We start from the raw sequence: 15,231 nt of genomic DNA, 5'->3' as shown, positions 1-15,231 counted from the left end.
TGACGACCCTAGGGCCAACACGTTTCGTCGGCTCGCCGGCCGGGCGGGGTCACCCCGCGTACGCTGGTCCGGGTGACAGGGCAGATCGAACTTCACGTGCTGGTGGACGACCCCGACGACCCGCGCAGCCGGGAGGTCGGGCTGGACTTCCCCCGGGAATGGATCGAGTTCGTCGACCCGGCCGACGCCAAGCACGTGGTGCGCGCCGACCTGACCTGGCTGCTCTCCCGCTGGACGTGCATCTTCGGCCGGGGCTGCCACGGCATCGTCGCCGGCCGGGCCGCGGACGGCTGCTGCTCGCACGGCGCGTTCTTCACCGACGGCGACGACGAGAAGCGGGTCCGGGCGGCGGTCAAGCGGCTCACCCCGGAGACCTGGCAGCACTTCCGCCGGGGCTTCAAGAACTGGACCGAGAACGACACCATCGACGGGAAGAACCCGGCCCGGCGGACGGCCACCCGTGCCGCCGACGCGCCCTGCGTCTTCCTCAACGACGCCGACTTCCCCGGCGGGGGCGGCTGCGCGCTGCACGCCCAGGCGCTGCGCGACGGGGTGCACCCGCTGGAATACAAGCCGGACGTCTGCTGGCAGCTGCCGATCCGCCGCGACCAGGACTGGCACAAGCGGCCGGACAACACCAAGGTGCTGATCTCCACGCTCGCCGAGTTCGACCGGCGCGGCTGGGGCGCGGGCGGTCACGACCTGGACTGGTGGTGCACCTCCTCCACGGACGCGCACGTCGGCGCCGAGCCCATGTACATCTCCTACGGCCCGGAGCTGACCGCGCTGATCGGCGCCCCCGCCTACGCGAAGCTGGCCGAGCTCTGCGCGGCCCGGCTCCGCCAGGGCCAGGTCGCCCCGCACCCGGCCACCGAGGGCTAGTCCCGCCCGGCGACCGGCAGCACCACGACGCCGTCGTCGTCGCTGTGCACCTCGGCTCCGGGCGGGAAGACGCAGTTGCCGAACGACACCGGCACGTCCCGTTCGCCGGCGCCGGTCTTGGCGCTCTTGCGCGGGTTGGTGCCGAGCGCCTTGATGCCGATCGGCAGGGCGCCGAGGGCGACGGCGTCGCGGACCGCGCCGTTGATCACCACGCCGGCCCAGCCGTTCTCCGCGGCGGTGCCGGCGATGAGGTCGCCCATGAGGGCGGTGTGCAGCGAGCCGCCGCCGTCCACCACCAGCACCCGCCCCTCGCCCGGTTCGGCCACGATCGACTTGATCAGGGCGTTGTCCTGGAAGCAGCGCACCGTGACGGCCCGCCCGCCGAAGGCCCGGACACCGCCGAACTGGCGCAGCTGGGTGTCGCACGAGCCCAGGGCGTCGCCGTGCCGGTCGTAGAGGTCGGCGGTCGTGGGGGTCTCCATGGTCGTACCCTCTCTCACTCAGGGATTCGGTTCCGTGGGCGGTGACCGGTGCAGGCGGGTGGCGGCGACGGCCGCGCCGGCCAGGCCGGCCGCGGTGCAGCCGAGGACGCCGGCCGCACCGGTGCCGGCGGCGAGCGCGCCGGCCGCGCTGGGGATGAGCACCTGACCGAGCCGGTTGCCGGTGAGCCGCAGCGACATGGCCCGGCCGCGCAGCCCGGGCGGGGCCACCTCGGCCAGGAACGACATGGTCAGCGGCTGGCCGGCGCCCAGCCCGAGCCCGGCCACCGCGACCACGACCAGCAGGACCGCGAACGGCAGCGGTGGCAGCAGCAGGGCCAGCCCGACAGCGGAGAGCACCACGGTGCCGACCAGCACGACCCGCCGGCCGAGGGCCGCCACCAGCCGGCCGAGCAGCAGCCGGGACGCCATCGAGGCGACCGCCCGGACCCCGAGCAGGATGCCGATCGAGCCGGCGGCGATGCCGCGTTCCGCGCCGAGCGCGGGCAGGTAGACCAGGGTGATGTCGACCGCCGCCAGGACGACGCAGCTCACCGTGAGGGCGCGGACCAGGCCGGGCTGGCGGAGCAGGTCGCGCAGCCCACCGGCGCCGGGACCGTCGGCGGCCTGCCGGTGATGCCCCGACGGGCGCAGGAACAGCGCCACGACCAGCAGCGGCAGCGCCACCACCGTCGCGCCGAGGAAGATGGCCCGGGTGTCGGGGATCGTGCGGTCCCCGCCGAAGAGCACGATCAGGCCGGGGCCGAGCGCCTGCCCCAGCGAGGCCGCGAAGGTGTAGTAGCCGAACGCCGCGTCGTACCGGTCGGCCGGCGTGCGGTTGGCGACCAGCGCCTGCTGGGCGACCACCGCGCAGAGGTGCGCGGTGCCGAGCGCCATGCTGGCCAGGACCAGGCCGGCCACCGAGCCGGCGAGCAGCACGAAGCCGAGGCCGGCGGCGACCAGCAGGGCCGACCCGGCGAGCGCGACGCGGCGCTCGCCGAGCCGGTCCACGGCGTGCCCGGAGGGCACGGCCAGCACCAGGGGTACGACGGCGAAGCTGGCACCGAGCACGCCCAGCCACGCCCCCGGCACGTCCAGCTCCAGCGCCCGGTAGGCGGACGCCGGCCGGAGCATGAAGGTGACCGCCTGCACGGCGACGGTGTGCGCGAGCAGCAGGCCGGTCTGGGCGCGCCCGGGGACTTCGGAGCCCCCGGGCGCCACTCAGCCGGCCTTCACGGCGAGGACCGGGCAGGGCACCCGGAGCAGGATCTCCTGTGCGGTCGAGCCCATGATCAGCTTGCCGACCGGGGTGCGGTGCCGGATGCCGATCACGACCAGCGACACGTCCTCCGTCTCCGCGATCTCGGCGATCTCCTCCGCCGCATCCCGCCCCCGCATGAGCTGCCGGACGTTGTGTGGCACCCCGGCCGCGACCAGCTCGCGGACCACCCGGTCCAGGTCCGGCTCCTGAGCGAGCCGCGGGTCGGCGTACGCGTCGCCGCGCGAGGTGTTCACCACCAGCACCGGCTCGTCGCGGAATCGGGCCTGCTCGATCGCGGCGGCCAGGGCCGCCTCGCCCAGCGGCGAGGGGACGTACCCCACCAGCACGGTCATGCCGTCACCAACCTTCCGCGCAGCGGACGGACCACGAACCGGCCGATCAGCGGCCAGAGGAGCACCACGGCGATCGTGGCGTAGATCAGCCAGGACACCCAGCCGCCGACCAGCCCGTGCAGCTCACCGCCGGAGAGCTGCAACGCGCGCCGGCCCTGCAACTCGGCGCGCGGGCCGAGGATGATGCCGACGATCAGCGGCAGGATCGGCAGCCCGAACCGGCGCATGCCGAAGCCGAGCAGGCCGAGGGCGAGCAGCAGGTACAGGTCGAACGGCTGCGCGTTGACCGCGTACGCGCCCATCGAGGCGAAGAAGAGGATCCCGGCGTAGAGGTAGGGGCGCGGGATCCGCAGCAGCCGCGCCCAGGCCGGGGCGAGCGGCAGGTTGAGCACGAGCAGCAGCAGGTTGCCCACGAAGAGGCTGGCGATCAGCGTCCAGACCAGGCTGGACTCGCGGGTGAAGAGCAGCGGTCCGGGCTGGATGCCGTACCCCTCGAAGGCGGCCAGCATCACCGCGGCGGTGGCGTTGGTCGGCAGGCCGATCGCCAGCATCGGCACCAGGGTGCCGGCGGCCGAGGCGTTGTTCGCGGCCTCCGGCCCGGCGACGCCCTCGATCGCGCCCCGGCCGAACTCCTCCGGGTGCTTCGTGAGCTTCTTCTCGGTGACGTACGACAGGAAGGTCGGGATCTCCGCCCCGCCCGCCGGCACCGCGCCGAACGGGAACCCGAACGCCGTCCCGCGCAGCCACGGCTTCCAGGACCGCTTCCAGTCCTGCTTCCCCATCCACGGCTGGCCCACCGGGATCACCTCGCCGGACTTGCGGCGCAGGTGCGCGGCGATCCAGAGCGCCTCGCCCACGGCGAAGATGCCGACCGCCACCACGACCACGTCGATGCCGTCGGCGAGCTGCGGCAGCCCGAAGGTGAGCCGCTGCTGGCCGGACTGGTCGATGCCGATCACACCGATCACCAGGCCGAGCAGCAGCGAGGCGAAGCCGCGTACCCGGGACGCCCCGAGCACCGCGGTCACGGACACGAACGCCAGCAGCATCAGCGCGAAGTAGTCGGGTGCGCCGAGGCTGATCGCGAACTGCACCACCGGCGGGGTGACCACCACCAGCAGCACGGTGGCGATGGTGCCGGCGACGAACGAGCCGATCGCGGCGGTGGCCAGTGCCTGGGCGGCCCGGCCCGCCTTCGCCATCTTGTTGCCCTCGATCGCGGTCACCACCGACGACGACTCGCCGGGGGTGTTCAGCAGGATCGAGGTGGTCGAGCCGCCGTACATGCCGCCGTAGAAGATGCCGGCGAACATGATGAAGGCCTGCGCCGGCTCCATGCCGTAGGTGACCGGCAGCAGCAGCGCCACGGTCATCGCCGGGCCGATGCCGGGCAGCACGCCGACGGCGGTGCCGACGGTCACCCCGATCAGCGCGAACAGCAGGTTCATCGGGGTCAGCACGTTGGCGAACCCGTCGAGCAGATTGGCGAGGTTGTCCATCTACAGAATCCCTTGCAGCACGCCGGCGGGGAGGTCGACACCGAGCCCGATGGCGAACGTGTAGAACGTGATCAGCGACAGCGCGACGGCGATCAGCAGGTTGCGCACGTAGTGCCGGTTGCCCAGCGCGTACGCGGATCCCCAGAAGAGGATCGTCCCGCTGATCACCCAGCCGAGCCGGTCGATGAGCACGGCGTTGACCAGGAATGCGCCGATCAGCAGCAGCACGGTGCGCCAGTCGACGGGCAGGCTCAGGTCGACGTCCTCGCCGGCCTCCGGCTCGCCGGCGCCGCCGCGGGCCACGTCCACCCCGTAGATCACCGCGATGACGAGCAGCAGCACGCCGAGCAGGATCGGCACGGGCTTGGGGCCGATTGGGTCGGCCGTGTTGATCGCGCTGCCGATCCGGGTCGTGGCGTCGAAGATGACCAGCCCGCCGACCAGGGCGAGGAACGCACACACGCCGTACTGCGCCCGGTCGGGCCTCGGGGCCGGCTCCACCACGGCGTCCGCCGTCGGGTCGGTCCCGGCCGCCGGCTCCGCGGGCGTACGCTCCGCGCCTGCCGCCGCCGTGCCGGCCGCTCCCGGTGCCGCCGGGGCCGGTCCGGCCTCGGCGGACTGCGGGCCCGGCTGCGCCGGGATGTCCGGCACGGCCGGGGGCCGGGACGGCTGCTCGCCGCCCCGGTCCGGTCGCGTCGTCATGCCGCTCATGCCAACCCGAGCTGCTTGAGCACGTCGGCCACGGCCTTGTCCTGCTCGGTCAGGAAGGTGCCGAACTCGTCGCCGGTGACGAACGCGTCGGTCCAGCCGCGCTTCGTCAGCTCGGCCTTCCACTCCGCGGACTCGTGCATCTTCGTCAGCACGTCGATCCAGACCTTCTTGTCGGCGTCGCTGATGCCGGGCGGCGCGACGATGCCCCGCCAGTTGGTGAAGACCAGGTCGATGCCGGCGGACTTCAGGGTCGGCACGTCCTTGAGCGCGTCGATCGGCGCCTCACTGGTGACCGCGAGGACCCGGATCTGGCCGGCCTCGACCTGGTCGAGGAACTCGCCGAAGCCGCTGGCGCCGAAGGCCACCTTGCCGCCGAGGACGGCGGGCAGGAGCTCGCCGCCGCCGTCGTAGGAGACGAAGTTGACCTGGCGGGGGTCGATGCCGACGGTCTTGGCGAGCTGCATGGGCAGCAGGTGGTCCGGGCCGCCGGGCGAGGAGCCGCCGCCGACCGCGATGCCCTTCGGGTTGGCCTTCCACGCCGCGACCAGGTCGTTGATGGTCTTGTACGGGGAGTTCTTCGGCACCACGATGGCGCCGGCCTCCTCGATCATCTTGGCCAGCGGGGTGGTCTGGGTCAGCGTCGCCGCCGACTTGGAGGTGTACGAGGCACCGACGACGCCCAGGCCCATCTGCATGGCCAGCTTGCCGTTGCCCTTCTCGTTCACGGTCCGCTGGAGGCCGACCGTGCCGCCCGCGCCGGGCAGGTTGAACACCTGGACGCCCGTGGCGATCTTGGCGTCCTCCATCACCTTCGCGGCGGTCCGGGCCGTGGTGTCGTATCCGCCACCGGGGGTGTTCGGCACCATGATCCGCAATCCGCTGACCGGTTTGCCGTCGTTGCCGGAGCCGCCCTCGTTCTTGTCGGCGGTGGCGCCACAGGCAGCCAGGGCCAGCGCCGTGGCGGCGGCGACCCCCATGACCAGCACGTTTCTCCTAGTTGCCATCTTGTTTCTCTTCCGTTTCGAATGAGTCCAGCGGCAAGATGGTGGCCTCCACCCGGGCAGCTTGTCTGCGTTGTGTCACCAGCGGAAGTTGAGGTCTTTGTGGTCGCGGTCACGTCCCGGCGCCGTACGCTCGCCGGGCAGCTGCTGATCCTCCAGCTCGCGATCATCGTCGTGGTGCTGGTGGCGGTGGCCGCCGTCTCGCTGGCGCAGTCGGCGGCGACCTTCAACCGGGTCGAGGGGCGCCGCGTCGCCGCCCTGGGCGAACGGCTCGGCGGCAGCCCCCTGCTCCGCGACCAGCTCGACCAGCCCGCACCCGGCGAGGCGATCGCCCCGCTGGTGCAGACCATCCCCGACCAGTACGGCGTCACCTCGGTGACCGTCGCGAACGCCCGGGGCCGGGTGGTCGCCTCGACGAACCCGACGCTGGTGGGCAGCCCGGTGCGGCTCGGCGACCCCGGGGTGGCGCAGGGCCGTAGCTGGTTCGGTGAGCTGGAGATCGACGGGTCGCGGGAGCTGGTGGCCCAGGTGCCGGTGCTCGGCGACGACCCGAAGACGAAGAAGAACCTCGGCCGGTACCTCGGCGTCGTGGTGGTCGGCGAGGCGTCGCCGACCTGGTCGCAGCGGCTGGTCGGGGCGTCGTCGTACCTGCTCACCTACCTGGGCATCGCCTGCGGCCTCGGGGTGATCGGGTCGTGGCTGCTGGCCCGCCGGATCAAGCGGCAGACCCTCGGCCTGGAGCCCCGCGAGATCGCTGGGCTGGCCGAGCACCGGGAGGCGCTGCTGCACGGCATCGCCGAGGGGGTGATCGCGCTGGACCCGCAGCACCGGGTCACCCTGGTCAACGCGGTCGGCCGGCGGCTGCTCGACCTGCCCGAACACTGCCTCGGCCGCAGCCTCGCCGAGCTGCGCATCAACGGCCGGCTGCGGGACGTGCTGGCCGGCGCGGGCAGCGGGCCGGAGGCCCGGGACCAGGTGGTGGTCCGGGGTGGCCGGGTGCTGGTGATGAACCGGATGACGGTCCGCAAGGACGGCCGCCGGCTCGGCTCCGTCACCACCCTGCGGGACCGGACCGAGCTGGCCCGGCTGGAGCAGGAGATCGGCGGGTTCCGCAGCACGACAGAGCTGCTCCGGGCCCAGACCCACGAGTTCGCCAACCAGTTGCACACCATCTCCGGGCTGATCCAGATCGGCGAGCACGACGAGGTGGTCCGGTACGTCGACGCGCTGAGCCGGCACCGCGCCTCGCTCGACCTCACGGTGACCAGCCGGATCCACGACACGGCGGTGGCGGCGCTGCTCATGGCGAAGTCGGCGGTGGCCGCCGAGCGCCGGGTGGAGCTGCGGATCTCCGAACGGACCGGACTTGACCGGCTGCCGCCGGAGCTCGCCGCGGACGTGGCCACCGTGCTCGGCAACCTGCTGGACAACGCGGTCGAGGCGGTGGCCGGCCACCCGTCCGACCGTCCCGCCTGGGTCGAGGCCGAGCTGCGCCAGGACGCCGCCTCGGTGGAGATCGTGGTCCGCGACTCCGGCCCCGGCGTGGCACCGGAGCTGGCACAGGAGGTGTTCACCCACGGCTTCACCACCAAGGCGGCCGAGGGCGGCGAGCGCGGCATCGGCCTGGCGCTCACCCGGCTGGTCTGCCACCGTCGCGGTGGCGAGGTCGGGGTGACCAACACCGATGAGGGCGCGATGTTCACGGCCCGGATGTCGGTGCGGGCCGGCGTGCCGGAGGGGGCGCGATGATCGACGTACTCGTCGTCGACGACGACTTCATGGTGGCCCGGATCCACCGCGGCTTCGTCGAGCGGATCGACGGCTTCCGGGTGGTCGGCACCGCCAGCACCGGCGAGGAGGCGGTGGCCGCGGTCGACCGGCTCCGCCCCGACCTGGTCCTGCTCGACCTCTACCTGCCCGACATGTTCGGCCTCGACGTGGTGACCCGGATCCGGGCCGCCCGGCACGACTGCGACGTGCTCGTGATCAGCGCCGCCCGGGAGGCCGAGGCGGTCCGCCGCGCGGTCCGCTACGGCGCGGTCAACTACCTGCTCAAGCCGTTCGGCTTCGACGAGCTGCGTACCCGGCTGGAGCAGTACGCCGCCCGCCGCACCGTGCTCCGCGCGACGGTCGTCGCCGACCAGGCCGACGTCGACCGGGTGCTGTCGCGCAGCGGCTCGCCGGCCGCCACCGCGACCCTCCCGCGGGGCCTCAGCCCGGAGACCGCCGAGCTGGTCGAGCGCGCCCTGCGCGAGCACGAGGGGACGCTCTCGGCCAGCGAATGCGCCGACCGGGTCGGCATCTCCCGGGTCAGCGCCCGCCGCTACCTGGAGCACTTCTCCGGTACGGGCCGGGCCGAGGTGACCCTGAAGTACGGCGCCGCCGGGCGCCCCGAGCGCCGCTACACCTGGCTGACCTGACCTCGTCCGCTGGATACGCCACTGGCCGGCACCCCGTGTTCGGGGTGCCGGCCAGTGGTTCGTTCTTGGGCTCAGCTGTTCCAGTTGTGGGCGACGATGTCGGCGGCCTGCTGCTCCCACTGGGCGTAGGCGTCCGGGTAGGCCGAGACCTGCACGGTCTGGGCGGCCTCGGTCAGCGGCATGTCCTGCCAGCCGTCGACCTGCTTCAGGCCCTTGAGGAACGCGAGCGTGGAGTACTCGGGGTCGGTGATCTGCTCCGGCGTGCCCCAACCCGAGGAGGGCCGCTGCTGGAACAGGCCCAGCGAGTCATGATCGTTCTTGTCGCCCAGGTGACCCAGGTTCTCCAGCTTCGACTCCTGCAGGCTCGTGGCGATCGAGATCACCGCGGCCCGCTCCGGCAGACCGGCCTTCTTCGTCGCCGCGATGATCGCCTTCGCGTTGGCCAGCTGCTCGCCGTTCAGGTCGATCTTCGACTGCGCGCCCTGCACACCATGCGGGATCAGCTTGTCACCCTGCACCGCGACCGCGGCCGGCTTGCCCTCGACCGGGCGGGCGTCGGCGTGAGCGGCGACCGGACCGGCGAAGACACCACCGGTGAAAGCCAGACCAGCAATACCCAGCACACTCTTACGCAGCATCGTGTTCATGAGAAAGCTCCTCGGGGGTTGGCGCACACACACCGACGGGGGCCGGCTGGGGTGATGTGCGCAAGCACCGTCAGGCGCTCAAAGGGGGGAAAGTCTCAAGGGGGATCATCCAGCGCGCGGGGCGAAGGCCACTTCGCAGCGCCGGGACCATGGACAACGACCGGAGGCCCGCCATCATTCCCGGGCCCGGCACACCCACCTCGATCGGCGGGGTGACCGGCCACCCCGCAGGGCGGGGCGTGGTCCTCGGCCGTGCACCGGGTATAACGACCCCCGCCCACCAGCCATTCCGCCACCAGGGCGCCCGCGAAACGGACACACCACCCCACACACACCCCGGAACCCAGCCGGGTGCAGTGCCCCTGAACGCCGCTACAAACTTGATGACCGAAACGAGTCAACAGCCCCCTGAAGCCTCGGCCCGCCTTCCGGCCGGGACGGACACACTTCCGCCGGAGTGTCCTGGCCCCGCAGGGGCAAAGAACCCGTCAGTGGAACGCTATGTGTGTATCCGGGCCCCGGGAGACACACATAGCGTTCCACTCAGCAGGCGAGGTCGGGCGCGAACCGGACATTCGCCCCAAGCCACGAATCGGCCCGGGTGCGGGATCGGGCTGATCGGACACCCGGCAGCCGGGCGAAGCCCGGTGGAGTCGGCCGTCCGCGTATCCCCAGGGTTGCCGGAGGTGGCCCGGACAGGGAGTCAGGCGAAGGCCGCAGCCCCCACGATGCCGGGTGAAGGCCGCGGGCCCCCACGAAGCGGGACGAAGGACCACGCGGGATAAAGGCCCGTCACGGCTCGAACTTGTAGCCCAGGCCGCGGACGGTGACGATGAAGCGCGGGGCCGACGGCTCCGGCTCGACCTTCGAGCGCAGCCGCTTGACGTGCACGTCCAGCGTCTTGGTGTCGCCCACGTAGTCGGCGCCCCAGACCCGGTCGATGAGCTGCCCGCGGGTGAGCACCCGGCCGGCGTTGCGCAGCAGCAGCTCCAGCAGCTCGAACTCCTTGAGCGGCAGCTGCACGGCGGCGCCGTCGACGGTCACCACGTGCCGCTCGATGTCCATCCGGACCGGCCCCGCGGCCAGGGTCGGCGCGCCCGACTCGGCCGCGTCGGCGCTCTGCCGGCGCAGCACGGCCCGGATGCGGGCCACCAGCTCACGCGGCGAGTACGGCTTGGTGACGTAGTCGTCGGCCCCGATCTCCAGGCCGACCACCTTGTCGATCTCACTGTCCCGGGCGGTGACCATGATGATCGGCACGTGGGACCGCTGCCGGAGCTGCCGGCAGACCTCGGTGCCCGACATCTCGGGCAGCATCAGGTCGAGCAGCACGATGTCGGCGCCGGTCCGGTCGAACTCGGTGAGGGCGGAGGGGCCCGTCGCGGCGACGGAGACCTCGAAGCCCTCCTTGCGGAGCATGTAGGACAGGGCGTCGGAGAACGATTCCTCGTCCTCCACCACCAGTACGCGGCTCAACGGGGTGTTTCCTTTCCTGTCGGTCAGACCTGCCGGAGCTCGGCCGGGCCGGCCTCGATCCCAGCGGAGGAGAGTGTCGCCTCCAGGTCGTCCGGGGGGCGGGCGGGCAGCCGGAGGGTGAACGTCGACCCCCCACCAAGAGTGCTCGACACATCCACCCGGCCGCCATGGTTGCTGGCGATGTGTTTGACGATGGCCAGCCCCAGGCCCGTGCCCCCGGTGGCCCGGGAGCGGGCCTGGTCGGCCCGGTAGAACCGCTCGAAGATCCGGTCGACCTCGTTCGGAGCGATGCCGATGCCCTGGTCGGCGACGGCGATCTCGACGTGCTCGTCGGTGGCCCGCGCGGTCACCCGGACCGCGGTGTCCTCAGCCGAGTAGTTGATCGCGTTCTCCACCAGGTTGGCCACCGCGGTGGCGAGCTGGCTGTCGCTGCCGTACGCGGTGAGCCCGCGCGCGCCGTCGACGACGATCTCCACGTGCCGGGCGGTGGCCGCCGTGCGGGTCCGGTCGATCACCTCGGCGATCACCCAGTCCAGCGACACGGGCTCGGGGGCGGGCTGCGGCTCGGCGCCCTGGAGCCGGGTCAGCTCCAGCAACTCCTGTACCAGACGGCCGAGCCGGGTCGACTCGTGCTGGATCCGCTCGGCGAACCGCCGGGCGGCCACCATGTCCTCGGACAGCTCGGCGGAGCCGTCACCGGCCGGCTCGGTGGCGTCCACCAGCGCCTCGGCAAGCAGTTGGAGAGCGCCGATCGGGGTCTTCAGCTCGTGGCTCACGTTGGCCACGAAGTCGCGCCGTACCCGGGCCAGCCGGTGCGACTCGGTGACGTCGGCCGCCTCGATCGAGATGTAGCCGGCGCCCAGCCCCATGGCGCGCAGGTGCACGCCGAGCGGGTTGTCGCCCGCGCTGTCGCGGCCGCGGGGCAGGTCCAGCTCGATCTCGCGGCGCACGCCCGTGCGGCGGACCTGGCCGGCGAGGGTACGGATCAACGGGTGCGCGGCCATGGAGCCGGGTGTCGCGCCGGTGCGGAGCAGGCCCATCGCCCGGGCTGCCGGGTTCACCAGCACCGGCACGTCGTCCGGATCGAGCACCACCACGCCGGCGCGCAGCGCGTCGACCGTCTTGCGGCCGAGCCCGGAGAGCCCGCCCTGCTGGTCGTCGGGAATCGCGGGCCTCCCTGAGCTGCGGCGGGAGGCCTCGCCTCCCGGCGACACCGACCGGCGCCGCCACTGCTGGACGGGTCCGGACAGCAGAAGGCCGGCGACCAGTCCGGTCGCCAGCGCCACGGCCACCACGACCGCCACCGCCCATTCCACCTGGCGATCGTAGGGTCATTGTTAACCCGGCGATCGGTCAGAACGGGACGAATCACTCTCACTTCCGGGAATGTTCACTCGCGGGTCCCGCGTCGTTCACCCGCGTTCATCTTGACGCCGGTTCCCCGGGCCTACCGTGGGTCGCGCACCTGCTCACGCCGTACCCGGCCGTCCGGCCGCGGCGGCGAACACCGACCCCAGGAAGTGACGATGCGCGACGAGTTCCGGGCCGACCTGCAGATTGTCAGCCAGCTGCTGGTGGACATGGCCGAGGGGGTACGGGCGGCCATGCGGCAGGCCACCAAGGGCCTGCTCACCGCGGACCGCGCCGCGTCCGAGACGGTGATCGCGCGGGACGCCGAGATCGACGAGCTGTACCGGCACGTGGAGGAGCGGGTCTGCGACCTGCTGGCCCGGCAGGCGCCGGTCGCCTCCGACCTGCGCGCCATGATCACCGCCCTGCACGTGGCCGCCGACCTGGAGCGCATGGGTGACCTGGCCGACCACGTCGCCAAGACCGCGCTGCGCCGGCACCCCTCGCCGGCGGTGCCGGCCGAGCTGCGCCCGGTCTTCACCGACATGGCGGCCATCGCCGACCGGATGGCCGAGAAGATCGCCTCGGTGCTGGCGAAGCCCGACGCCGACCTCGCGGCCGAGCTGGACCGCGACGACGACACCATGGACGACCTGCACAAGAGCCTCTTCGGCGTGCTGCTCGGCGACGACTGGCCGTACGGGGTGGAAACGGCGATCGACGCGACCCTGCTGGGCCGCTTCTACGAGCGCTTCGCCGACCACGCGGTGAACGCCGGCGAGCACGTGGTCTACCTGATCACCGGCGAGACCGCGCCCTCGGCAAGCTGACCCGGACACGTCGAAGGCCCCCGGTCACCCGGGGGCCTTCGTCGTCGGGTCAGCGGCCCTGGTTGGCGACTGCGGCGGCGGCCTCCTTCGCCGCCTCCGGGTCCAGGTAGGTCCCGCCGAGGACCTGCGGGCGCAGGTTCGCGTCCAGGTCGTAGCGCAGCGGGATGCCGGTGGGGATGTTCAGCTTGGCGATGGCTTCGTCGGAGATCTGGTCGAGGTGCTTGACCAGTGCGCGCAGCGAGTTGCCGTGCGCCGCCACCAGGACCGTCCGCCCGGCCAGGATGTCTGGCACGATCGAGTCGTACCAGTAGGGCAGCATCCGCTCGACGACGTCCTTGAGGCACTCGGTGCGCGGCATCAGCTCGGTCGGCAGCAGCGCGTAGCGGGGGTCCCCGACCTGCGACCACTCGTCCGCGTCGTCGATCGGCGGCGGGGGCGTGTCGTAGGACCGGCGCCAGAGCATGAACTGGTCCTCGCCGTACTCGTCCAGGGTCTGCTTCTTGTTCTTGCCCTGCAGGGCGCCGTAGTGCCGCTCGTTGAGCCGCCACGACCGGCGCACCGCGATCCAGTGCCGGTCGGCGGCGTTCAGCGCCAGCTCGGCCGTGCGGATCGCCCGGCGCAGCACGCTCGTGTGCACCACGTCGGGCAGCAGGTTGTGCTCGCGGAGCAGCTCACCGCCGCGCCGCGCCTCGGTCTCGCCCTTGGCGGTCAGGTCGACGTCGACCCAGCCGGTGAAGAGGTTCTTGGCGTTCCAGTCGCTCTCGCCGTGCCGCAGCAGGACCAGCGTCCCGACGGTGGGCCCCTCGCTCGCAGTCATGCGGATCATCCTGCCGTACCTCGCCGACGGACACGCGGGGACGGGTCGTGACGACCACCACGTGGAAAAGCTGATGACCGGCGTTCCCGCGCACCACTAGGTTGTAAGGCGCTGCGGATAGGTCGGTCATTACCATAACGGGGGCGCGGGGATGCGGACGGTGCAGGGCTGGTTCCGGGACACCACAGGCGGGCTACCGAGGACCTTCTGGTACCTCTGGACCGGCACCCTGATCAACCGGCTCGGGTCGTTCGTCCTGGTCTTCCTGGCCATCTACCTCACCCAGGAGCGCGACTTCTCCGCCTCGCAGGCCGGCCTGGTCATCGGGCTCTGGGGGGTCGGCGGCGCGGTGGGCACCACGGTCGGCGGCACCCTGACCGACCGGTGGGGACGCCGGCCCACCCTGCTCACCGCGCACCTCGGCGCGGCCAGCATGATGGTCGCGCTCGGCCTGGCCCGGCCGCTCTGGGCGGTGGCGCTGGGCGCGCTGCTGCTCGGGACCTTCGCCGAGGCGGCCCGGCCCGCGTTCGGCGCCATGATGGTCGACGTGGTGCCGGAGAAGGACCGGCTGCGCGCCTTCTCGCTGAACTACTGGGCAATCAACCTGGGCTTCGCCTGTGCCGCGGTGCTGGCCGGCGTGGCCGCCCAGGCCGGCTACCTGCTGCTCTTCCTGGTCGACGCGGCGACCACGCTGGTCACCGCGCTGATCATCTTCACCCGGGTCGGCGAGACCCGGTCGGCGCACCCCGGCCCGGTGAGCAAGGGCGCGGCGGCCCCCGCGGGCGCCCTGCGGACGATCCTCTCCGACCGCGTCTTCCTGGGCTTCGTGGCGCTCAACCTGTTCGGCGCGCTGGTCTTCCTCCAGCACATCTCGATGCTGCCCATCGCCATGGGCGACTCCGGGCTGAGCCCGGCCACCTACGGCTCGGTGATCGCGCTCAACGGCGTGCTCATCGTGGTCGGCCAACTCTTCGTGCCGAAGCTGATCAAGGGTCGCAGCCGCTCGCACGTGCTCGCGCTCGCCGCCCTGGTGACGGGCGTCGGGTTCGGGCTGACCGCGCTCGCCGACACCGCCTGGCTCTACGGCCTGACCGTGCTGATCTGGACGGTCGGCGAGATGCTCAACTCGCCGTCCAACGCCACCCTCATCGCCGAGCTGTCCCCCGCCGCGCTGCGCGGCCGCTACCAGGGCGCCTTCTCGCTCTCCTGGCAGCTCGCCGGCGCCACCGCGCCGGTCCTGGGCGGCCTGGTCCGGGAGCACGCCGGCAACACCGCACTCTGGCTCGGCTGCGCCGTGATCGGCGCCGTGATGGCGGTGGCCCACCTCGTCTCCGGCCCGGCCCGGGAGCGCCGCGCGGCCCGGCTCCGCACGCCGGGCACCGCGGTCGAGCCGGTCACCGTGGCCCGGACCCCGGTGCCGGAGGCGGCCGAGGCCGCGGCCACCGCACCCGCCGAGCCGGTCCGCGCCGGCTCCTGAGGTACGCCTTCCGGCGGGGGTGACCAGC

Annotated in this window: 15 protein-coding genes; 5 read left to right on the top strand and 10 right to left on the bottom strand. The window is 72.5% G+C overall.

Annotation, left to right across the window (positions count from 1 at the left end; translation table 11 throughout):
- The first annotated feature begins 72 nt into the window (after nucleotides 1-72).
- Nucleotides 73-882, top strand: coding sequence for a hypothetical protein (locus tag ABZW14_RS29150; protein ID WP_355352610.1), 810 nt, complete (start codon nucleotides 73-75; stop codon nucleotides 880-882).
- On the opposite strand, the gene rraA is transcribed toward ABZW14_RS29150, so the two are convergent.
- The 6 genes from rraA to ABZW14_RS29120 are packed head-to-tail and all read right to left on the bottom strand — an operon-like array spanning nucleotide 879 to nucleotide 6,189.
- Complete coding sequence (gene rraA / locus ABZW14_RS29145; RefSeq protein WP_355352607.1) at nucleotides 879-1,364, bottom strand: ribonuclease E activity regulator RraA; 486 nt, start codon at nucleotides 1,362-1,364, stop codon at nucleotides 879-881. The two genes, ABZW14_RS29150 and rraA, sit on opposite strands and share 4 nt — an antisense overlap.
- Before the next feature lie 18 nt (nucleotides 1,365-1,382).
- A complete protein-coding gene (locus ABZW14_RS29140) occupies nucleotides 1,383-2,582 on the bottom strand; it encodes an MFS transporter (RefSeq protein WP_355352604.1) in 1,200 nt (399 codons plus the stop codon).
- Nucleotides 2,583-2,975, bottom strand: coding sequence for a universal stress protein (locus ABZW14_RS29135; RefSeq protein ID WP_355352601.1), 393 nt, complete (start codon nucleotides 2,973-2,975; stop codon nucleotides 2,583-2,585).
- Entirely contained in the window at nucleotides 2,972-4,474 is a 1,503-nt protein-coding gene (locus tag ABZW14_RS29130; protein ID WP_355352598.1) for a tripartite tricarboxylate transporter permease, read from the bottom strand. Before ABZW14_RS29130 ends, ABZW14_RS29135 begins: the two co-directional genes overlap by 4 nt.
- Nucleotides 4,475-5,176, bottom strand: coding sequence for a tripartite tricarboxylate transporter TctB family protein (locus tag ABZW14_RS29125; protein ID WP_355352595.1), 702 nt, complete (start codon nucleotides 5,174-5,176; stop codon nucleotides 4,475-4,477). It abuts the gene before it with no gap.
- A 5-nt stretch (nucleotides 5,177-5,181) separates the two neighbouring features.
- A complete protein-coding gene (locus ABZW14_RS29120) occupies nucleotides 5,182-6,189 on the bottom strand; it encodes a tripartite tricarboxylate transporter substrate binding protein (protein ID WP_355352593.1) in 1,008 nt (335 codons plus the stop codon).
- A 99-nt stretch (nucleotides 6,190-6,288) separates the two neighbouring features.
- Between ABZW14_RS29120 and ABZW14_RS29115 the strand changes: the two genes are divergently transcribed.
- Nucleotides 6,289-7,935, top strand: coding sequence for an ATP-binding protein (locus tag ABZW14_RS29115; RefSeq protein ID WP_355352590.1), 1,647 nt, complete (start codon nucleotides 6,289-6,291; stop codon nucleotides 7,933-7,935).
- Nucleotides 7,932-8,606 (top strand): response regulator, encoded by a 675-nt coding sequence (locus ABZW14_RS29110; protein ID WP_355352587.1) that lies wholly within the window; start codon nucleotides 7,932-7,934, stop codon nucleotides 8,604-8,606. Before ABZW14_RS29115 ends, ABZW14_RS29110 begins: the two co-directional genes overlap by 4 nt.
- 71 nt (nucleotides 8,607-8,677) lie before the next feature.
- On the opposite strand, the gene ABZW14_RS29105 is transcribed toward ABZW14_RS29110, so the two are convergent.
- The 3 genes from ABZW14_RS29105 to ABZW14_RS29095 all read right to left on the bottom strand — a co-directional run bounded on the left by ABZW14_RS29105 (nucleotide 8,678) and on the right by ABZW14_RS29095 (nucleotide 12,045).
- The gene (locus tag ABZW14_RS29105; RefSeq protein WP_355352584.1) at nucleotides 8,678-9,253 is read right to left on the bottom strand and encodes a hypothetical protein; all 576 of its coding nucleotides are present in this window, start codon (nucleotides 9,251-9,253) and stop codon (nucleotides 8,678-8,680) included.
- Nucleotides 9,254-10,045: 792 nt separating this feature from the next.
- Entirely contained in the window at nucleotides 10,046-10,729 is a 684-nt protein-coding gene (locus ABZW14_RS29100; protein ID WP_355352581.1) for a response regulator transcription factor, read from the bottom strand.
- Between the two features lie 23 nt (nucleotides 10,730-10,752).
- Nucleotides 10,753-12,045, bottom strand: a complete 1,293-nt coding sequence (locus ABZW14_RS29095; protein ID WP_355352578.1) for an ATP-binding protein — start codon at nucleotides 12,043-12,045, stop codon at nucleotides 10,753-10,755.
- 210 nt (nucleotides 12,046-12,255) lie between these two features.
- Here ABZW14_RS29095 and phoU point away from each other — a divergent pair, with 210 nt between their 5' ends.
- Nucleotides 12,256-12,909 carry a phosphate signaling complex protein PhoU gene (gene phoU, locus ABZW14_RS29090; RefSeq protein WP_355352575.1) on the top strand — a complete coding sequence of 218 codons (654 nt, stop codon included), beginning with the start codon at nucleotides 12,256-12,258 and terminating at the stop codon, nucleotides 12,907-12,909.
- A 49-nt stretch (nucleotides 12,910-12,958) separates the two neighbouring features.
- On the opposite strand, the gene ABZW14_RS29085 is transcribed toward phoU, so the two are convergent.
- Nucleotides 12,959-13,726, bottom strand: coding sequence for a phosphoglyceromutase (locus ABZW14_RS29085; protein WP_355352572.1), 768 nt, complete (start codon nucleotides 13,724-13,726; stop codon nucleotides 12,959-12,961).
- Nucleotides 13,727-13,877: 151 nt separating this feature from the next.
- On the opposite strand from ABZW14_RS29085, the gene ABZW14_RS29080 reads away from it, so the two are divergent.
- Complete coding sequence (locus tag ABZW14_RS29080; RefSeq protein WP_355352569.1) at nucleotides 13,878-15,203, top strand: MFS transporter; 1,326 nt, start codon at nucleotides 13,878-13,880, stop codon at nucleotides 15,201-15,203.
- Nucleotides 15,204-15,231 lie beyond the last annotated feature (28 nt).

Origin of the sequence: Micromonospora sp. NPDC004551, assembly GCF_040609975.1 — a bacterium.
Taxonomy (GTDB): domain Bacteria; phylum Actinomycetota; class Actinomycetes; order Mycobacteriales; family Micromonosporaceae; genus Micromonospora.
This window is presented reverse-complemented; position numbering and strand designations above follow the sequence as displayed.

Coding starts and splice junctions, on each gene's coding strand:
- rraA (WP_355352607.1), bottom strand. CDS start 1,364: ATGGAGACCCCCACGACCGCCGACCTCTACGACCGGCACGGCGACGCC.
- ABZW14_RS29135 (WP_355352601.1), bottom strand. CDS start 2,975: ATGACCGTGCTGGTGGGGTACGTCCCCTCGCCGCTGGGCGAGGCGGCC.
- ABZW14_RS29130 (WP_355352598.1), bottom strand. CDS start 4,474: ATGGACAACCTCGCCAATCTGCTCGACGGGTTCGCCAACGTGCTGACC.
- ABZW14_RS29125 (WP_355352595.1), bottom strand. CDS start 5,176: ATGACGACGCGACCGGACCGGGGCGGCGAGCAGCCGTCCCGGCCCCCG.
- ABZW14_RS29120 (WP_355352593.1), bottom strand. CDS start 6,189: ATGGCAACTAGGAGAAACGTGCTGGTCATGGGGGTCGCCGCCGCCACG.
- ABZW14_RS29110 (WP_355352587.1), top strand. CDS start 7,932: ATGATCGACGTACTCGTCGTCGACGACGACTTCATGGTGGCCCGGATC.
- ABZW14_RS29105 (WP_355352584.1), bottom strand. CDS start 9,253: ATGAACACGATGCTGCGTAAGAGTGTGCTGGGTATTGCTGGTCTGGCT.
- phoU (WP_355352575.1), top strand. CDS start 12,256: ATGCGCGACGAGTTCCGGGCCGACCTGCAGATTGTCAGCCAGCTGCTG.
- ABZW14_RS29085 (WP_355352572.1), bottom strand. CDS start 13,726: ATGACTGCGAGCGAGGGGCCCACCGTCGGGACGCTGGTCCTGCTGCGG.
- ABZW14_RS29080 (WP_355352569.1), top strand. CDS start 13,878: ATGCGGACGGTGCAGGGCTGGTTCCGGGACACCACAGGCGGGCTACCG.